Below are 15,589 nucleotides of genomic sequence, written 5' to 3'. Positions count from 1 at the left end.
GTCAGATCTGCATGCCGACGAAGTAGCAGCCGAGCAAGACGGCGCCGATCAGCGCCACCCACGCATCGGTGAGTCGGCACAGCAGGACGGGGGCGTTTCGCACCTCCATGAACTCGCGAAAGATGATGCGCACCTTGATCAGTGCGATCACGATGACGCTCGATGTCACCACCGCACTCGACGTCAGCAATCCGCCGGCGGAGTGATCTATCCATAGGTAGGCCAGCGTGAGCGTCGAGAGAACGAGCCACACGATCATCAGCCGCTTGTTGAATTTGATTCCGATCACCTCACCACGTACAGCAGCGCAAAGATGAGCACCCATAGGAAATCCACGGTGTGCCAATAGGTAGCGCAGGTTTCGACGAGTTGCTGGGCTTCGTTGGGCTCCTGCGTTTTTCGCGCCGCTCGATGGATTTGGTAGACGATGACGCCGAGCGCGACGAAGCCGATCAACAGGTGCACGAAGTGAATGCCGGTGAGGAAGAAGTAGTAGGTGAAGAAGTCGTTGCTGTCGAATCCGCTTCCGATGCCGACCAACCGGGCCCACTCGAACACCTTGAAGAAGAGGAAGACTGCGGCGAATGCGGCCGTGATGTACACGTCTTTGAGCGCCGCCCGGTAGGCGCCGGCGCGGGCCGACTGAACGCAGCGCGCCACCGACCACGAGCTCAGCAGCAGGACGAGCGTGTTGAACACTCCGATCCGCAGATCCAGCTGCGCCTGGGAGTGCAAGAACAGCTCGGCATGCCGGGCTCGGTAGAACAGGTAGAAGCCGAAATAGGCTGTGAAGACCAGTGTTTCGAACAGGACGAAGGCCCACATGTCCGGTTGGCCCGGCACGGCGCGCTTGTTGCGTTCGGCGAGGTCGGTCATCGGATGGCCGCCTCTTTGCGGGCGCGCTCGGGCAGCGGTCCGGTGCCGAAGTCCTCGCGCCGGATCATCTGGAACAGCATGACGATGAACGTGACCTGGTAGATGCCGAACACCACCATGTCCAGCCACCAGGCGATCTGGCCGTTCCACGCCAAGACGCCACGCCGGAAGATCCAGCACGGCGCCACGACGACTTCGGTCAGTGCGTTGCACAGGTTGAGATAGCCGAACCACTTGGGGAACACGCGATTCTTGTCGAGCAGGATGGCGACCATCCAGATCAGCGAGCCGATCAGGAACACCCCCATGGTCCCGTCGAACGACAGGAACGCAAAGTCGTAGAGCCAGCCGAGCGCTTCGGGGTCGCGCTCGGGGCGCAGCGTCCCCACGATCAACGCGATGTTGAGCAGCAGCATCCCGGGAACGGCGCTGAGCGAGTAGATGATCAGATAGGTGTAGCCGAACGCGGGGCTGACGGACATGCGCCGCATCGAATACGCGATGAGGGCGTTGTTGATCGCGATCATGCCGCTGATCGCGAAGATGACGCCGAAGCCAAGCGGTATGCCGAGGTGGCGTTCGGAGAACCAGTGCGCCTGCGTCGCAAGGTCCCAGGTGGGCTGCGGTGGCGGCTGGACTTGCGCCACGATGAAGAACATCGGAAAGAAGATGTTGTAGAACACGACGAGTGTCCACCACGCCAACCAGAGTTCGCGCTTGGGGTTGTACCGCAGGTGCCAGGCGAGTCGTTGATGCAACGGTCCGGCAGGCGGAGTGGCCGGCAATGTCGGTGTGATCACCGCGCTCATGCGTCGACCAGTTCGTCTGCGCGCCCGGCGTTCTCGGCGCGCTCCCGGTAGACGGCTTGCCCCAACACGACGCCCATCACGACGATCCAGACGGCGATCGCGACATTTTTGACCCAGAAGGACAAGAATCCGTCCCAGGCCAGCGGGCCGGTCAAGGAAACGCCGACGAACGCGGCGGGTACCAGCGCGGCCGCCACCACCAGATTGAAGTGGGCCACCCAGCGTCGGAATACCGGGCGCGGCCGGCCGTCGAAATAGATTGCCAGGGCCAGGATTACGCTTTGCCCGATCAGAAATGGGACCAGGATGGTGAAGGTCATCCAGCCCAGATCATTGAGCAGCTGGGTCAGCGCCGGGCTGCGTTCCGGGCGAAAAGCGGCCAGCAGCCAGCAGACGTTGGCGACGAGAAACAGCGTCGGACCGCCGGCCACGCAACCCAACATCGCGTACGAGAAGATCGGCGTCCGATGGGCCATGCGGCGGATCTGCAGCACGATCAGCGCGAGAATCGGGACCAGACACACGCCGAACCAGTTGAACAGGATCATGCTGTAGCGGATCTCGGGCAGGTGGGCCGGATCGCGATAGAACGCGGCGACCTGGTCGGCGGGCATGGTGGGCGACATCGGCGGGTTGAAGCCCGGAAACAGGAAAAAGGAGGCGACCCAGAGGATCAGCGCGGCCGGCAACGTCCAGAGCAGGATCACCTCGCCGTCGGTCCGCCGGGGCGCGGTGCGCGCGGATTGGCGAGCGCCTGCATCGTTTCGGCCGATGTCAGACATCGGTACTCCTTCCCCACACGAAATCAGCGCGAGAGCTCGGCTAGTCAGCGAAGCTAGCCGATCGGCTAGCCACGGTCAATAGCGTCGTCTAGTCTCGGTGCGTGGAAACAGGACGGCGGCAGGTCACCGATGAGCAGTTCTGGCTGATCGCGCACAGCGCGGCCCGGACGCGGGTGCTCGATGCCGCGCTGGATCTGTTTGCCACCCACGGGGTCAGCGGTACGTCGCTGCAGATGATCGCCGACGCCGTCGGCATAACGAAAGCTGCTGTCTACCATCAGTTCCGGACCAAAGAGCAGATCGTCATCGCAGTGACCGAGCGCGAACTCGGCCGCCTCGCTCCGGCACTCGAGGCGGCCGAAGCATACGACGACGGGCCTCAAGCGCGAGATGCCCTGCTAGTGGGTGTGATTGAGATGGCCGTGCGCGACCGCCGGCTGGTGCGCACGCTGCAATTCGACCCCGTTGTCGTCCGATTGCTGGCCGAGCACAAGCCGTTTCAACTTTTCATGGACCGCCTGTATCGGGTGCTACTGAGCGATGCGGGACTTGACGGCCGGATCGAGGCGGCGATGTTCTCCGGCGCGCTCAGCACCGCGGTCATGCATCCGCTGGTCGCCGACATCGACGACGCCACACTGCTCGACCGGGTTACCGATTTGAGCCGCCGGCTGCTCGGGCTGCCTCGGCAGACGTGCGACTGACGCGGCTACGTGTCGGCGCGGACCCAGCTCGATATGCCGTCGTGAGCAATACAGATCAGGAACAGGCCATCGGGCGACTGCGCGACGTAGTTCAGGTAGTTCGTGCAGTCGGCGTTTTCTTCCTTGACCCCAGCCATCGGCGGAGAGCGGAACCATCGAGGCTGGTATCGCCTCGGCGACCCGCAGAACATCAACCGTCCGGGTTCCGACGCGAAGGAAACATAGCCGTCGGCGACACCGAAGGCGTAGTAGGTGGTGTTGTCACACGGCGCGCCCAGAACCTGATGGGGCATGATGCCCGGGGTGCAGGCGGGGTAGTCGCAGACAGTCGGTCCTGCCGTGGCTGGCGGCGCCACCACCACACCGGCGCCCAGCAACGCGGCAACCAGAGCCACGATTGATCGCACCCGATCACTCTGCCACACCTGAAAAGAAAATTCTCCTGGTTGGAGAAGATGATCTGGACCGAACGGTGGTGGCACCGGGTCGTGCCGAACCCGCTGTCGCCCCGCCCCCCGACGAGCGGCCATTTCCGCACGTGAGGACGACGAAGCCAGCCGTCCGATGACGGCATTGACCCCAGGTTCCAGTGATAAGCTGCTTCTCCGTGCACGACCCGGAGGGACCCAACGCCGACGATCGTGGTGACCCCAGGGACGCAACCGATCCCGACGAACCACAGTCAGGCACAGGGGCCGACAGCGACGACGTAGCGGCCCCGTCAGAAACGAACGCGGACGACGAAGTTGCCCAGGCCGAAGCGCGCGCCGAGGCGGCTCTGGCGCGCCTGCTGCGCCTGCGCCGGGCGGCCGAAACCGAAGGCGCCGACGACGCCGACGATCCTGGGCAGCGCCGCGCCAAATGGACCCGGAAACGGCTACGGTTGCGCCGTCGTGGGCGGCTGCGCCGTCCCGGGTGGCTCCGGCGCCCGGGGCGAAAAACTGTAGCTGCCGGCGTCGGCATCGTGCTCTTCTCCACGTCTGTGGCCGCGAGCGGCTACACGCTCTGGCAGCACCACATCGCGGTGCACAATCGCCAACTCGCCGCGGAGTTCAGTGCGGCCGCCCGGCAAGGGATCACGGCATTCATGTCGATTGACCCCGATCACGCCAAGGAGGATGTCCAGCGCGCGATCGATGCCTCCACCGGCGACCAGAAGAACCAGCTGTCTGTGCTGTCGACCCTGATTGTCCAGAAGGCCCAGGAAACGAAGGTCGGCACGAAGGTCTCCATCGAAGCCGTCGCCGTCGAATCGCTGAGCGACAATTCGGGAGTCGTGCTGGTGGCGGCGAAAACCATTCCCACAGGGCCGGATAACGCCAAACCGCCACCGGCCTTGTTTCGGCTCAGCGTCAACATGGACCGCGACGACGGCCGGCTCAAGATGTCGAAAGTTGATTTCCTGCGATGACCGAAGAACATGGCTCACCGCCGAACGGCACCAACGAGGCGGTTGACGACGTGGCGACTTCACCCGCCGGCGAGGTACCGGCACGCTCGCGTCGGCTGCCAGCGATTCGGCGTCGCGCCCGCCGGTATTTGGCACGGTGGCGTTCGATCGTTGCGACGACGTTGGTGATTGCCGCGGTGGGAGTCGCTGCCGGCGTGTATCTCTTTGTGTATCGGCCGGATCAGCAGGTCGGCGACGCGGCGGCGCACCGGGTAATCCAGGCGGCGTCAGATGGTGCCGTGGCGGCGTTGTCCTATTCGTACGAACACTTGAACCGCGATTTCAACAATGCGAAATCCCATCTCACCGGCGACTTTCTCGCCTACTACAGCAAATTCGCCGACGAGGTGGTCGCGCCGACGGCGGAGAAGGGACAACTGACGGCGAGCGCCAAGGTAGTTCGGGCCGCAGTCTCGGAATTGCATCCCGATTCGGCCACCGTGCTGGTTTTCGTCGACCAGACCACGGCAAGCGTGCAAAAGAAGGATCCCGAGAAGACGCAGAGCAGCGTCCTGGTCACGCTGATAAAAATCGACGGTTCCTGGCTGATCTCGAAATTCGACCCGTCCCTGTGAGCACGGCAGATCTTGTCCTAACCGTTACCGGGCCGCCCGAAGCGGTGTAACGTCATCGCTCGGGAACGCCGCAACCGACGGCGAAAAGGTGCCATAGGCACTCTCGGATCACGCGCTTCGAGGAGCACCTGATGCGTTCAGCCAAAACGCTCACCACCGCAACGCTGGTGGCTGCCACTGCATTCGGCGGTTTGAGCACTGCCCCCACGGCCCAGGCCATCACCAAAGAAGACGTGGCGGTCAATGGGACTTTCCGTGTCACGTCCATCGGCGACTATGCCCAGACGAACGATCAGTACAAGGGTGAGCCGACGGTCTACCAAACGTGGACCATCAGTTCGACGTGTGACTCAACCCTGGAATGCCATGGCCAGGTGACGAGCGACCAGGGCTGGACCGCGCCCCTCTACATGACCGATGGGGAGATGTGGAAGGTGAGACGCGAAGTGCCGAACTGGGAACGGTGTGAAGACGGCACCGCGTTTTCCGGGGTAGAGACCTTCTTTTTCTACCCGGTGAACGACAATGGTGGATTCCAAATCGGGTCGCGAGTCTTCGCGGGCAAGGACAAGACGGTCGGCCCCAGCGGTGCCTGCGGGCAGAACCAGTGGCTTGACGTCGCGATGCCGTTGCGCCTGGACCAGCTCTCCTGACCCGGCTGCCATAACTCCATTGGCCCGCCCCGCGGGCCGCTTCGCGGCCCGCATCGCCCTCAGCGGTGGATTCAGGTGGGAAGCATGTCCTTCCACGTCTTGGGCGCGTTCGCAGCGGCGAGATCTGACTGCTGGTACAACTTTCCGTCCGGGCCGACATAACGACCGGTGTGCGGATCGTACTTCGCCACCACGACCGACGGCGCGGGCTTAGATGCGTTGGCTCCGAACGAGCTTGGCGCGGCCTGGGGCTGTCCACCGTCGACCTGATCCAGTGGTGCGGGCGCCAGTGGGGGCACCGGCGGTGGCGATGGTACCGGAAGCTCCTCCGGTGCAGCGACATCGAGTGGCGCAAAAGCCGGAATGTCGGCCGACATTCTCGTCATCGGCGCCAGGGTTGGTCCCGATGACGGCACGGGGGGCACAGCTGCTCCCACCGTGCCCGGTGGTGGATTTTCTCCCCGCGGCCCCGCCGCGTCGCCACGCGGCACCGCCCCCGGGGGGAGCGGCGTTCCCTCGACCGGGCCGAAGATCCTGTCGTTGACGGTAATCCGGTCATCGGGCGGCACGCCCTGGGAGATCAGATTCGGATCCAATGGGTAGGGCCCGGTGGTGTGCTGACGCATCGCCAGCGGCATGTACGGCTTGTCGCTGTTGCAGATTTCGACGGTGGGCGCGCGCTTGCCCGGGTGACCCATGCAGGGATAGTTGCGGGCACCGCGAACCGCGATCGGTGAATCCTGCGGAAGCTTGCAATACAACCCGTCCGGGGTGTCGATGTCGCTGAGGTCGTCCGGGGATCGCCAGGTGTTGGGCGGCATGAAGCCGACCGTGCAGATCGGTGGATCGTCGACTGTGGCCGCGAAGTCGCCGTACGCCCTACCGTCGGGATGGTTTTCTCCCTGAGCGGCCTGCTCGATGGCAACCCCCGACGGCAGCAACACCAGCAGCTGCTCGATCGAGGGGTGGTAGGTGATGCCGATCTGTCCGATGGTGGTCAGGTTGGCGAGCAACACCGGCAGCGTGGGCTTGATCTGTTCGAGGAGCCGGGATGCTTCGTTCGCGGTGTCCGGACCGTTCTGCAGGATGGTTCGAAAGTGGGAATCGTTGTTCACCAACACATCCGAGATGCCCGCGAAGCTATGCGCCCACGTTCTGATGGAATCGGTGGTGTTTGCCTGGGTATCCAGCAGCGGCCCGGTGTCTTCGGTGAGGGCCCGGGTGCGGTCGACGACACCGTTGGCGTCGCGGGACAGCGTCTTCGAGGAATCGATCAGCGACCCCAGGTCGTAACCGGTGCCGTTAAAGCCCTCGAAGGACTCGTCAAGCAATTGGCCCAGTTTCGTCTTCGGGATGCTTTGGACCAACGCATTGACCTGCTCGAGCATCGGCGCGACGGGCTGCGGAATCGTGGTGTCGCGCACGGAGATTACCGAGCCGTCGTGCAGGTACGGCGGCGAACTGGTTTTGGGCCGCAGGTCCACGTACTGTTCGCCCACCGCGGAGACGCTGAGCACCTCCGCCGTCAGGTCCGCGGGGACTTTGGGTGAAGTACTCAGCGACAGCGTCGCTTTCGCGCCCGTCGGCGTCAAACCGACCGCGGTGACCTTGCCGAGCTGAACACCGCGGTAGGTCACGTTGGAAAACTGGTACAGGCCACCGGTGGCCGGCAACTCCAGTGTCACCGTCATCCGGCCGATGCCCAGCAAGGTCGGCGCCTGAATGTAGAAGAGCACCATCGCGATCACGCCGATAGTCCCGGCGACCATGAAGATCGCCAGCTGGATACGAACGAAGCGCGTCAGCATCTATCCACCCGCTTCCGTCGTAGGTGCCTCTGCCGGCGGCGGCGTTTGACCAAGGTTCGCGTCGGGCGACGCGGCCGCGCCCGGGGGAGGCCCGGGCAGCGGGGCCGCGGCAGGCGCCGGCCCCGGCCGCGGTCCATAGTTCCCCGGTCCAGGTCCCGGTGCCGCACCCGGCGGTGGTGGGGGCAGAGGCAACGCGTCGGGATCGACCCACGGCGGCCTCAGCGGGTTATGCAAGGGATCGAGCGTGTAATTGAGGCGATACGGATCGCCGGGCACCGGTGGAATGGGCATATCCAGCTGCCCCCAGTGGGTTCCGAGGAACAACCCCTTCTTGAGCCGTGGAATCGTCAGGTCGAAATCGAAATGCAGGTTGAAGAAGTCGCCCCGGACGGCTCGGTCGACGAAGTTCTGGGTGAACGGGAACACGAACGACGCCGCGATGGCCGCGCCGAACTCCGGTCCGACGTCGGCGAGCGCTTTGATGGTCGGCTCCAGGTTCTTGAGGTTCCGCACCAGGTCGGCCTGGGCATCGTTGACCAGCCGGTTGGCGGTGTTGCTGAACGTCCGCAGGTGATCCAGCGCGGCCGTCAGACGAGGCCGCTCCTTGACCAACACCTCGAGCGCCGGCGGTATCTTGCGCAGCGCGTCGGTGACAACGTCGCGTTGGTCGGCGAAGGTGGCCGACAGCCGGTTCAACGCCTGAATGGAGGCAATGATGTTGTCCCGCTGGTCATCCAGAGTCCCGACGAACGTGTCCAGGCGGGTGATCAGATCGCGCACCGCGCCCTCGTGCCCGGACAGGGCGGCCGAGAAATTGTGGATGACATCCCCGATCTGTCCCAGTCCACCGCCGTTGACGACCGCGCCCAGCGACGACAGCGTCTGCTCGGTCGACGGGTAGGCCGAGGACCGGCTCAGCGGGATGGTGGCGCCCGGCTGCAGCCGCCCGCTCCCCTGCTGGCCCACCGGAGTATTGAGCTCCACGTGCATCGAGCCCAGCAGGCTGGTCTGACCGACGGTGGCCACCACGTTGGCCGGGACCGACACGTCGCGCTTGACCGAGATCTCGACGTCGGCGTGCCAGCCTTGCACCCTCATCGCACCGACACTGCCGACGACGACGTCGTCGATCATCACCGGCGAATTCGATTCCATCGTCCCGACATTCGGGAGCTCGACGTGGTAGATGTTGGCCCCCGGCCCGCGTCCGACCGCGCCCGGCAGCGGTAGTGAATTCAGGCCGTGGAATGCGCATCCCGTCGCCGTCAACACCACGCAACAGCCGACGGTGAACACTCGCCGTGCCGCCACCCGGGCGATCACTGTTGTGGCCCGTCTGCCGGCAGCAGCATCTCTGAGGCGCTCGGCGCCGGCGGTGGCGGCACCGGTGTCGACGGTGGGGGCGGCAGGGGCATGGCGGCGCCCGGTATCCGCTCCGGCGGCACGGCCCCCGGCGGTCCCACCGGGTCGCCCGGCAGGCCGGTGTAGGCCGACACCGCGGGCGGGATCTCGGGTGCCGCGGGTTTCGGTCCCTCGCCGCCGGGCGCCAGGCGCGGTTCGGTGTAGAGGACCCTGGCCGGGTCAATCGACTTTTGGATGAACGGGTTGAGGGGAAGGGGCGAGTTGTTGAAGTTGGTTTGTCGCAATCCGGGACCGATGAACAGGGAGCACAGCTTGCCCGATTCGACCGACGTGATGTTCCCGATGGCGCCGATTTGCGTACAGCCCGGTACGCCCAGCAGAACCTGGCCGCCCCAGGTGGGATTCGCCATGTTCATGAGCCCGAATCCTCCCACGATGGTTCCGGTGTCGGCGTTGTAGTCATTGAAGAAGTTGCCGAACGCGTTCGGCGCCGCGTGCAGGACGTTCTCCAGATCCATGTGATGATCGACCAGGTTCTGCGTGACATCGGCCAACCGGGCAATCTGTTCGCTGGTCTGGTTGCGCGTGCCGGCGATGAAGCGCTGCACCTCGCCGACCGCCGTCGACAGATCGGTCAGCGCCGCGTCCAGGTCGGATTTGCTGTCGTTGACGACGCTGGTGAGCGTGGCCAGCCGACCGTTGAACTGTTCGATCTGCACGTTGCTGTCGCGCAGCGCGCCGATAAAGGTCTGCAGGTTTTTGATGATGTCGACGATGTTGCCGCTGCCGTTGGCGAGGATCCGGCCGACCCCGGACAGTTGACCGAGTGTTTGCCGCAGCTTGTCGCCGTTGCCGTCGAGGGCGTTGGCGGCGCTGTCGATGAACCGGCCGACGGATGTGCCCGATACCCCGCTCTTGGGCCCCAAATCCGTTGCCAGCCGCATCAACTGGGTTTTAACTTCGTCCCACTCGACCGGCACCGCGGTCCGTTCGACCGGGATGACCGCGCCGTCGCGCATGACCGGCCCGCTGTCCCGATAGGCCGGGGTGAGTTGAACGTAGCGGGCGGACACCAGGTTCGAGGCGACGATCACCGCCTTCGCGTCCGCCGGAATGGACACGTCGTGGTCGACCTTGAGGATCATCTTGGCCTGTGTGCCCTGCGGCTGAATGGATTTGATGCTGCCGACCTTGACACCCGAAACCCGTACGTCGTCATGGGGATAGATCGCGGTGGCGGTGGTGAAATAGGCGGTGATCGTCCTCTGCCCGAAGAACGTATTGCGGACGACCACGGCGGCTCCGGCGAGCAGGAGCCCGACCAGGGCGACCGCCGTCACGACCGCCAGCCGCTTGCGCGGGATCCGAGAGGTCATTGTGATCCTCCGATCCGTCCGCCCAACGTGCAGCCAGGGCACATTGGAATCAAGTTGTACGGCCAGGGGGTCAGCGCCCGAGGTACCGGCGACGGGAAGCCCGGGCCCTTCGACGTATCGAAGGTGCGGAATCCCCACAGGTAGTCGAACAACTCCTGGAACAGCTGCGGGACAAGGAAGTTCGGGGCGAACGCCTGGTAGGCGTACATACCTGAGATGGCCTCACCAACCGTGACCTGAAATTTCTTGAGGCCCGCCAGCGATTTGGCGATGTTGTCGCGGTTCTTCTCCAGCATCGCGGTGACCGAATTCAATTTTTCCAGCGTCGGTGCCAATGTGGCTTCGTTGTCGTGCACCAATGCCGTCAGCTGCTTGGCCACCGCCGACGTGTTGGCCAGCAGGTCGACGATCTCTTGCCGGCGTGCCACCAGCACTTGAAGCAGAGAATCAGAGTTGAGGATGAGCTTGTTGACCTGCATGCTGCGTTCGGAAAGGACCCCGGTGACGTCGCCGGCACTCTTGAAAAGCTCCCCCAGGTTCTTGTTGCGACTGTTGAGGGTGCGCGACAACCGGGTGAGCGCGTCGAAGGCCGGCCCCATTTGGGGCGCAATCTGATCGAGCGTCGCGGCCAGCGTGTCCAACGACTGATTCAGCGCCGCGGTGTTGGTGCCGGCCGTGTCCGATGTCAGGTCGCTGACCGCTTCGGTCAACGAATACGGCGAGGACGTGCGCGAGACGGGAATGAGAGTCATCGGGTGCATCGTGCCGCTGCCGGCGGACTCCACCGTCAGCATCCGCTCGCCCAGCAGTGTGCCCGTGCGGATGTGCGCGGAAGTCTCCGACCCGAGCAGGACGTTGCCCCTCATCGCGAAGGTCACCAACGCATCGCCGTGGCGCAGCTTCACATCCGACACCGTGCCGACCTTCAGCCCCGACACGATGACGGGGTTGCCCACCGCAAGACCGCCGGCTTCGGTGAACAGCGCCTGGTACCTGACCATCGTCGCCCAGGCGATGAATCGGTCGGGCGACAGGCCCACGAGGATGATCAGCACCGCCAGGACGACGCCGATGAGTCCGGGCTTGACCAGCCCAGCTCCGCGATACTTGAGCATTAGGGTTCGGTGCACCTTCCTGCATCTGACCTGAAGATATTGGCGCGCACGGTCTTGCCGTTGAGATCCGTACCGCGGAGCCCGAATTGGCAGAGGTAGTACGGGATGGTGGCGCCGTTCACGCCGAGTCGAACCAGCTTGCGGTAGTTCTTCGGCGCCTTGGCGATTGCGGTCTCGAGGCGGTCCTTGTCACCCTCGAGTATCGGCGCCAACCGATTCAACTGAGCTATGGTCCCGGACAGCGGCGGTCGGGCCTGGGCAAGCAGGTCCGCCAGCGAGGCGGTTCCCTTGTCCAGCGCGTCAATCGCGGACCCGATCGTGTCGCGATCGTTCGACAGTCCGCTGACAAGCTGCTCGAGGCGATCGACTGCGCCGGAGAACTGTTTGCCGTCCTTGGCAACCGTGCCGATCACCGCGTTGAGGTTGTCGATCAGCTGCTGGACGGTTTGATCGTTGTCGGCCAAGGCATTCGAAAACGACGTCGTCTTGGTGAACAGCGACTCGATAGTCCCGCCTTGGCCCTGGAAGACCTGCAGCAGCCCTGAGGTCAGCGCGTTGACATCGTGCGCATTCAGGCCCTGCGTGACGGGTTTCAGTCCGCCGAGAAGGAGGTCGAGGTCAAGCGCGGGCGCGGTGCGGCTGACGGGGATCTGACCGCCGGAGGACAGCCGCTTGGGCGAGCCCGGCCCATCGACGAGTTCGAGGTAGCGATCGCCCACCAGGTTCAGGTAGCGCACCGCCGCCCGGGTGCCCTCGGTGAGAACGATGTTGCGGTCGGCGTCGAACTTCACTACAACTTTTTTGTCGGGCCGCAGCGAAACGCTGTCGACCGTGCCCACCCGGATCCCGGCGACCCGCACCGACTGCCCCGGCTTGAGCCGCGACACGTCGGTGAACACCGCCGAATACTTGGTCGTCGCGCCCGTTCGGTACTGGCCGAAGATGAAGAACAGGAACGCGGTCAGCATCGCCATGACGACCGCAAAGATCCCGAATTTGATCAGCGTGGCACGTGTTCTCATCCGGGTTGTCCGATCTGAGCGGGATTGCGTGGCGGGCCTGCGATCGGTCCGTACAGCAGCTCCTTGAGGAGGTCGGAGTTGATCAGCAGCTGGGGGTTTCCGTAGTTCACCGGGTTGGCGCCGGTGTCGGCGATCAGCTGCGGTGGGGCCGTATTGAACGGCAGCTTCGGCAGGCCGACGCATTGCGGGCCGCCCGTCGCCGCGACCTTGGGCAGGTTCGTCGGATACCGGTAGCGTTCGGCGCCCCACGTGAGGCTCGCCGAGATGTTGATGCTCGGTTCCGACAACGGCGCCCCGTGCGTTATCTGGATGAGCCCGGCTAAAGCACAGTTGAGCGCCGGGGCGTACTCATTGGTCAGATCGGTGGTCGGCGCCAGCAGATGCACCACATCCGTCAGCGGTTGGCGGTTGGTCGACAAGACGTCGTTGCCGATGTCGGCCAGGCCGATCGCGCTGATCAGCAACGCATCTAGGTTGTGCTGCTCGTCGACGATCGTCTTGCTGATCCGAGTCGCGTTGGAGGCGGTCTTCATCAGGTCGGGTGCCGCGTCGGCATAGGCGTTGGACACCACCGGCAAGACCGAGAGGTCATGCCTGAAAGCGGGCAGGCTCGGCTCCAGCCTGGCGAGAAAGGAATCCAGGTCGCTCAGCGATTGGCCAAGCTGTGGCCCCCGCCCACTGAACGCCTGCGCCAGCGCACCCAGCGACTCGTTGAGCTTCGGCGGATCGATGTGGCTCAGGACCGACACCAGTTGCTGGAATACCGTGTTGATTTCGACCATGACGTGCTGGCCCTGCAACGTCTGGCCGCTGTGTAGCCGCTGTGCCGAGGGCTGGTCGGGCTCGACCAGCAGGACGGACTTGGCGCCGAACACCGTCGACGACGCGATGTCGACAAGCACGTTGCGGGGGATGAAGTGCAGCTGCGACGGATCCATCGCCAAGTGAATGGCCGCTTCCCCATTGGGCAGGGGTTCGATCGAGGCGACCTTGCCCACCTGCACACCGCGCATCTTGACCTTGGCGTCCGGGTTCATGACCAGACCGGCTCGCTTGGAGATCACGGTCACCGGCACCGTCTCGGTGAAGGAGCCCTGAAACAGACCCACCGCCACGGCGAAAATCAGGCCGATGATGAGGACGGTGGCCAGTCCGAGCAAGGGCGGCAGGTAATTCCGTCCGGCCGGCGGCCGCGCATGGCCGGTGCGCGGCGGTCGGCCGGCGACCGCGCCGCGACCCGCTGGAACATTCTGCGTCATTGCTGTTTCACCTCCTCTGCTAACCCGACAGGTTGAAGTTGCCGTTCGTACCGTAAATCGAGAGCGAGACCAACAGCGTCACGGACACCACGACGATGAGCGAGGTGCGCACCGCGTTGCCGGTCGCATTGCCGACACCGGCCGGCCCACCCGAAGCGAAATAGCCATAGTAGGTATGGATCAGCAGGATGGTGAGCGCCATCAGGATGGCCTGCAGGAACGACCACAACAGGTCGATCGGGTTCAGGAACGTGTTGAAGTAGTGCTGGTACAGGCCCTGTGACTGTCCGAGCAGGAACGTCGTGGTGAACTGGCTGGCCACGAACGACAGGATCACGGCGATGCTGTACAGCGGCGTGATAGCCATCATTCCCGCCAGGATCCTGGTGCTCACCAAATAGGCGACCGGTCGAATCGCCATGCTCTCCAACGCATCGACTTCCTCGTTGATCCGCATGGCACCCAGCTGGGCCGTCACCCCGGCACCGAAGGTGGCCGCGAGACCGATCCCGGCGACCACCGGGGCCGCGATGCGTACGTTGATGAACGCGGCCAAAAAGCCCGTCAGCGCCTCGATGCCGATGTTGCCCAGCGAGGTATAACCCTGGATGGCCAGGGTGCCGCCCGCCGCCAGGGTCAGGAAGCCGACGATCACCACGGTCCCGCCGATCATCGCCAAAGTGCCCGCGCCCATGCTGATCTCGGCGATCAGCCGAACGACCTCACGCGTGTAACGGGTGGCCGCGAACGGCACCCCGGCGAGCGCTTTGCCGTAAAACAGGGTGTGGTCACCGATGCGCCCCATCAGGGCGACCGGCCGCTCGAGTTGGCGGGTCAATCGCGGATATGCAGCCCTCAGCGCCATGGTCGTCCTACTTCGCCGTCATCTTGATGCCGATCGCGGTGACAACCACGTTGACGACGAACAGGGACATGAAGGCATAGACCACGGTTTCGTTCACCGCGTTGCCGACGGCCTTGGCGCCTCCGCCGGTGATCGACAGGCCCCGATAGCAGGCGACCAAGCCGGCGATGAGGCCGAAAAGCGCTGCCTTGATGCAGGAGATGACCACCTCCGGCACGCCGGTGAGCAACGTGATACCCGCGGCGAACGCGCCGGGATTAACGTCTTGCACGAAGACCGAAAAGACGTAGCCGCCAAGGACGCCGATGATGACGACGAGGCTGTTCAGCAAGAACGCGACCAACCCGGACGCCAACATCCGCGGTGTCACCAGCCGCTGGATCGGGTTGATGCCCAGCACTTCCATCGCGTCGATTTCTTCACGGATCGTCCGCGACCCCAGGTCCGCACACATGGCCGTGGCGCCCGCGCCGGCCACGATCAACACCGTGACGAGCGGTCCGAGCTGGGTGACGGCGCCGAACGCCGCGCCCGCTCCGGACAGGTCCGCGGCGCCGAGCTCGCGCAACAGGATGTTCAGCGTGAAGCTGACGAGGACGGTGAACGGGATCGCTACTAACAGGGTGGGAGCCAACGACACCCGCGCGACGAACCAGGACTGCTCCAAGAACTCGCGCCACTGGAACGGCCGGCGGAACAGGAACTTGACCGCATCGGCCGACATCGCGAACAAGGCTCCGACGGCATGCATCGGCCCCGACAGGTCGAACTTGAGCCGAAGCGCGGGCAATCCCGTCGACCAGTGGTCAGCTCCCTTGGTTGCCATGGGCGCCAGCCCCTTCCCGCGCTACGAGACCGACAGTCTTGTTGTGGCGCAACGAGTGCGGTACATTCGGCATAATTGACAGCTGTAAAGGCGCGCTGACAAGGGCG

At 64.4% G+C, this 15,589-nt stretch carries 17 protein-coding genes; 4 read left to right on the top strand and 13 right to left on the bottom strand.

Annotated features, from left to right (window positions below):
* Position 1 precedes the first annotated feature (1 nt).
* Genes G6N26_RS21995 through G6N26_RS21980 form a run of 4 tightly spaced genes read right to left on the bottom strand, consistent with a single transcriptional unit; the run spans position 2 to position 2,467 of the window.
* The gene (locus tag G6N26_RS21995) at positions 2-286 is read right to left on the bottom strand and encodes a cytochrome C oxidase subunit IV family protein (protein ID WP_067165651.1); all 285 of its coding nucleotides are present in this window, start codon (positions 284-286) and stop codon (positions 2-4) included.
* Positions 286-876 (bottom strand): cytochrome c oxidase subunit 3 family protein, encoded by a 591-nt coding sequence (locus G6N26_RS21990; protein WP_067165250.1) that lies wholly within the window; start codon positions 874-876, stop codon positions 286-288. Before G6N26_RS21990 ends, G6N26_RS21995 begins: the two co-directional genes overlap by 1 nt.
* Positions 873-1,685, bottom strand: a complete 813-nt coding sequence (locus G6N26_RS21985; RefSeq protein WP_067165253.1) for a hypothetical protein — start codon at positions 1,683-1,685, stop codon at positions 873-875. The genes G6N26_RS21990 and G6N26_RS21985 overlap by 4 nt, the downstream gene beginning before the upstream one ends.
* Positions 1,682-2,467: a hypothetical protein gene (locus tag G6N26_RS21980; RefSeq protein WP_067165257.1), complete on the bottom strand. Its 786-nt coding sequence runs from the start codon at positions 2,465-2,467 to the stop codon at positions 1,682-1,684. The genes G6N26_RS21985 and G6N26_RS21980 overlap by 4 nt, the downstream gene beginning before the upstream one ends.
* Positions 2,468-2,640: 173 nt before the next feature.
* Between G6N26_RS21980 and G6N26_RS21975 the strand changes: the two genes are divergently transcribed.
* The gene (locus G6N26_RS21975) at positions 2,641-3,171 is read left to right on the top strand and encodes a TetR/AcrR family transcriptional regulator (RefSeq protein WP_415621346.1); all 531 of its coding nucleotides are present in this window, start codon (positions 2,641-2,643) and stop codon (positions 3,169-3,171) included.
* Between the two features lie 5 nt (positions 3,172-3,176).
* Here the strand turns inward: G6N26_RS21975 and G6N26_RS21970 are convergent, their stop codons facing one another.
* Positions 3,177-3,566 (bottom strand): hypothetical protein, encoded by a 390-nt coding sequence (locus G6N26_RS21970; protein WP_083015191.1) that lies wholly within the window; start codon positions 3,564-3,566, stop codon positions 3,177-3,179.
* A gap of 212 nt (positions 3,567-3,778) precedes the next feature.
* Here G6N26_RS21970 and G6N26_RS21965 point away from each other — a divergent pair, with 212 nt between their 5' ends.
* The 3 genes from G6N26_RS21965 (at position 3,779) to G6N26_RS21955 (ending at position 5,849) form a co-directional block, all read left to right on the top strand.
* Positions 3,779-4,582 carry a hypothetical protein gene (locus G6N26_RS21965; RefSeq protein WP_083015079.1) on the top strand — a complete coding sequence of 268 codons (804 nt, stop codon included), beginning with the start codon at positions 3,779-3,781 and terminating at the stop codon, positions 4,580-4,582.
* Positions 4,579-5,196 (top strand): hypothetical protein, encoded by a 618-nt coding sequence (locus G6N26_RS21960; RefSeq protein WP_083015076.1) that lies wholly within the window; start codon positions 4,579-4,581, stop codon positions 5,194-5,196. The genes G6N26_RS21965 and G6N26_RS21960 overlap by 4 nt, the downstream gene beginning before the upstream one ends.
* Before the next feature lie 131 nt (positions 5,197-5,327).
* Positions 5,328-5,849 (top strand): Rv2253/PknI dimerization domain-containing protein, encoded by a 522-nt coding sequence (locus tag G6N26_RS21955; RefSeq protein WP_083015072.1) that lies wholly within the window; start codon positions 5,328-5,330, stop codon positions 5,847-5,849.
* 71 nt (positions 5,850-5,920) lie between these two features.
* Here G6N26_RS21955 and G6N26_RS21950 read toward each other — a convergent pair whose 3' ends face one another.
* The 8 genes from G6N26_RS21950 to G6N26_RS21915 are packed head-to-tail and all read right to left on the bottom strand — an operon-like array spanning position 5,921 to position 15,482.
* The gene (locus G6N26_RS21950) at positions 5,921-7,657 is read right to left on the bottom strand and encodes an MCE family protein (RefSeq protein ID WP_083015069.1); all 1,737 of its coding nucleotides are present in this window, start codon (positions 7,655-7,657) and stop codon (positions 5,921-5,923) included.
* Positions 7,658-8,980 (bottom strand): MCE family protein, encoded by a 1,323-nt coding sequence (locus G6N26_RS21945; protein ID WP_083015065.1) that lies wholly within the window; start codon positions 8,978-8,980, stop codon positions 7,658-7,660. It lies immediately after the preceding gene.
* Positions 8,977-10,395 carry an MCE family protein gene (locus tag G6N26_RS21940; protein WP_083015062.1) on the bottom strand — a complete coding sequence of 473 codons (1,419 nt, stop codon included), beginning with the start codon at positions 10,393-10,395 and terminating at the stop codon, positions 8,977-8,979. The genes G6N26_RS21945 and G6N26_RS21940 overlap by 4 nt, the downstream gene beginning before the upstream one ends.
* On the bottom strand, positions 10,392-11,510 hold the full coding sequence (locus G6N26_RS21935) for an MCE family protein (RefSeq protein ID WP_083015059.1): 1,119 nt from the start codon (positions 11,508-11,510) through the stop codon (positions 10,392-10,394). Before G6N26_RS21935 ends, G6N26_RS21940 begins: the two co-directional genes overlap by 4 nt.
* Positions 11,510-12,532, bottom strand: coding sequence for an MCE family protein (locus tag G6N26_RS21930; protein ID WP_083015056.1), 1,023 nt, complete (start codon positions 12,530-12,532; stop codon positions 11,510-11,512). Before G6N26_RS21930 ends, G6N26_RS21935 begins: the two co-directional genes overlap by 1 nt.
* Positions 12,529-13,791, bottom strand: a complete 1,263-nt coding sequence (locus tag G6N26_RS21925) for an MCE family protein (RefSeq protein WP_083015053.1) — start codon at positions 13,789-13,791, stop codon at positions 12,529-12,531. Before G6N26_RS21925 ends, G6N26_RS21930 begins: the two co-directional genes overlap by 4 nt.
* Positions 13,792-13,810: 19 nt before the next feature.
* Positions 13,811-14,656 carry an ABC transporter permease gene (locus tag G6N26_RS21920; protein ID WP_067165292.1) on the bottom strand — a complete coding sequence of 282 codons (846 nt, stop codon included), beginning with the start codon at positions 14,654-14,656 and terminating at the stop codon, positions 13,811-13,813.
* 7 nt (positions 14,657-14,663) lie between these two features.
* Positions 14,664-15,482 (bottom strand): MlaE family ABC transporter permease, encoded by an 819-nt coding sequence (locus tag G6N26_RS21915; RefSeq protein WP_067165295.1) that lies wholly within the window; start codon positions 15,480-15,482, stop codon positions 14,664-14,666.
* Positions 15,483-15,589: the final 107 nt, after the last annotated feature.

Origin of the sequence: Mycobacterium marseillense (assembly GCF_010731675.1) — a bacterium.
GTDB lineage: Bacteria > Actinomycetota > Actinomycetes > Mycobacteriales > Mycobacteriaceae > Mycobacterium > Mycobacterium marseillense.
This window is presented reverse-complemented; position numbering and strand designations above follow the sequence as displayed.

Coding starts and splice junctions, on each gene's coding strand:
- G6N26_RS21990 (WP_067165250.1), bottom strand. CDS start 876: ATGACCGACCTCGCCGAACGCAACAAGCGCGCCGTGCCGGGCCAACCG.
- G6N26_RS21985 (WP_067165253.1), bottom strand. CDS start 1,685: ATGAGCGCGGTGATCACACCGACATTGCCGGCCACTCCGCCTGCCGGA.
- G6N26_RS21980 (WP_067165257.1), bottom strand. CDS start 2,467: ATGTCTGACATCGGCCGAAACGATGCAGGCGCTCGCCAATCCGCGCGC.
- G6N26_RS21960 (WP_083015076.1), top strand. CDS start 4,579: ATGACCGAAGAACATGGCTCACCGCCGAACGGCACCAACGAGGCGGTT.
- G6N26_RS21955 (WP_083015072.1), top strand. CDS start 5,328: ATGCGTTCAGCCAAAACGCTCACCACCGCAACGCTGGTGGCTGCCACT.
- G6N26_RS21950 (WP_083015069.1), bottom strand. CDS start 7,657: ATGCTGACGCGCTTCGTTCGTATCCAGCTGGCGATCTTCATGGTCGCC.
- G6N26_RS21940 (WP_083015062.1), bottom strand. CDS start 10,395: ATGACCTCTCGGATCCCGCGCAAGCGGCTGGCGGTCGTGACGGCGGTC.
- G6N26_RS21935 (WP_083015059.1), bottom strand. CDS start 11,510: ATGCTCAAGTATCGCGGAGCTGGGCTGGTCAAGCCCGGACTCATCGGC.
- G6N26_RS21930 (WP_083015056.1), bottom strand. CDS start 12,532: ATGAGAACACGTGCCACGCTGATCAAATTCGGGATCTTTGCGGTCGTC.
- G6N26_RS21925 (WP_083015053.1), bottom strand. CDS start 13,791: ATGACGCAGAATGTTCCAGCGGGTCGCGGCGCGGTCGCCGGCCGACCG.
- G6N26_RS21920 (WP_067165292.1), bottom strand. CDS start 14,656: ATGGCGCTGAGGGCTGCATATCCGCGATTGACCCGCCAACTCGAGCGG.
- G6N26_RS21915 (WP_067165295.1), bottom strand. CDS start 15,482: ATGGCAACCAAGGGAGCTGACCACTGGTCGACGGGATTGCCCGCGCTT.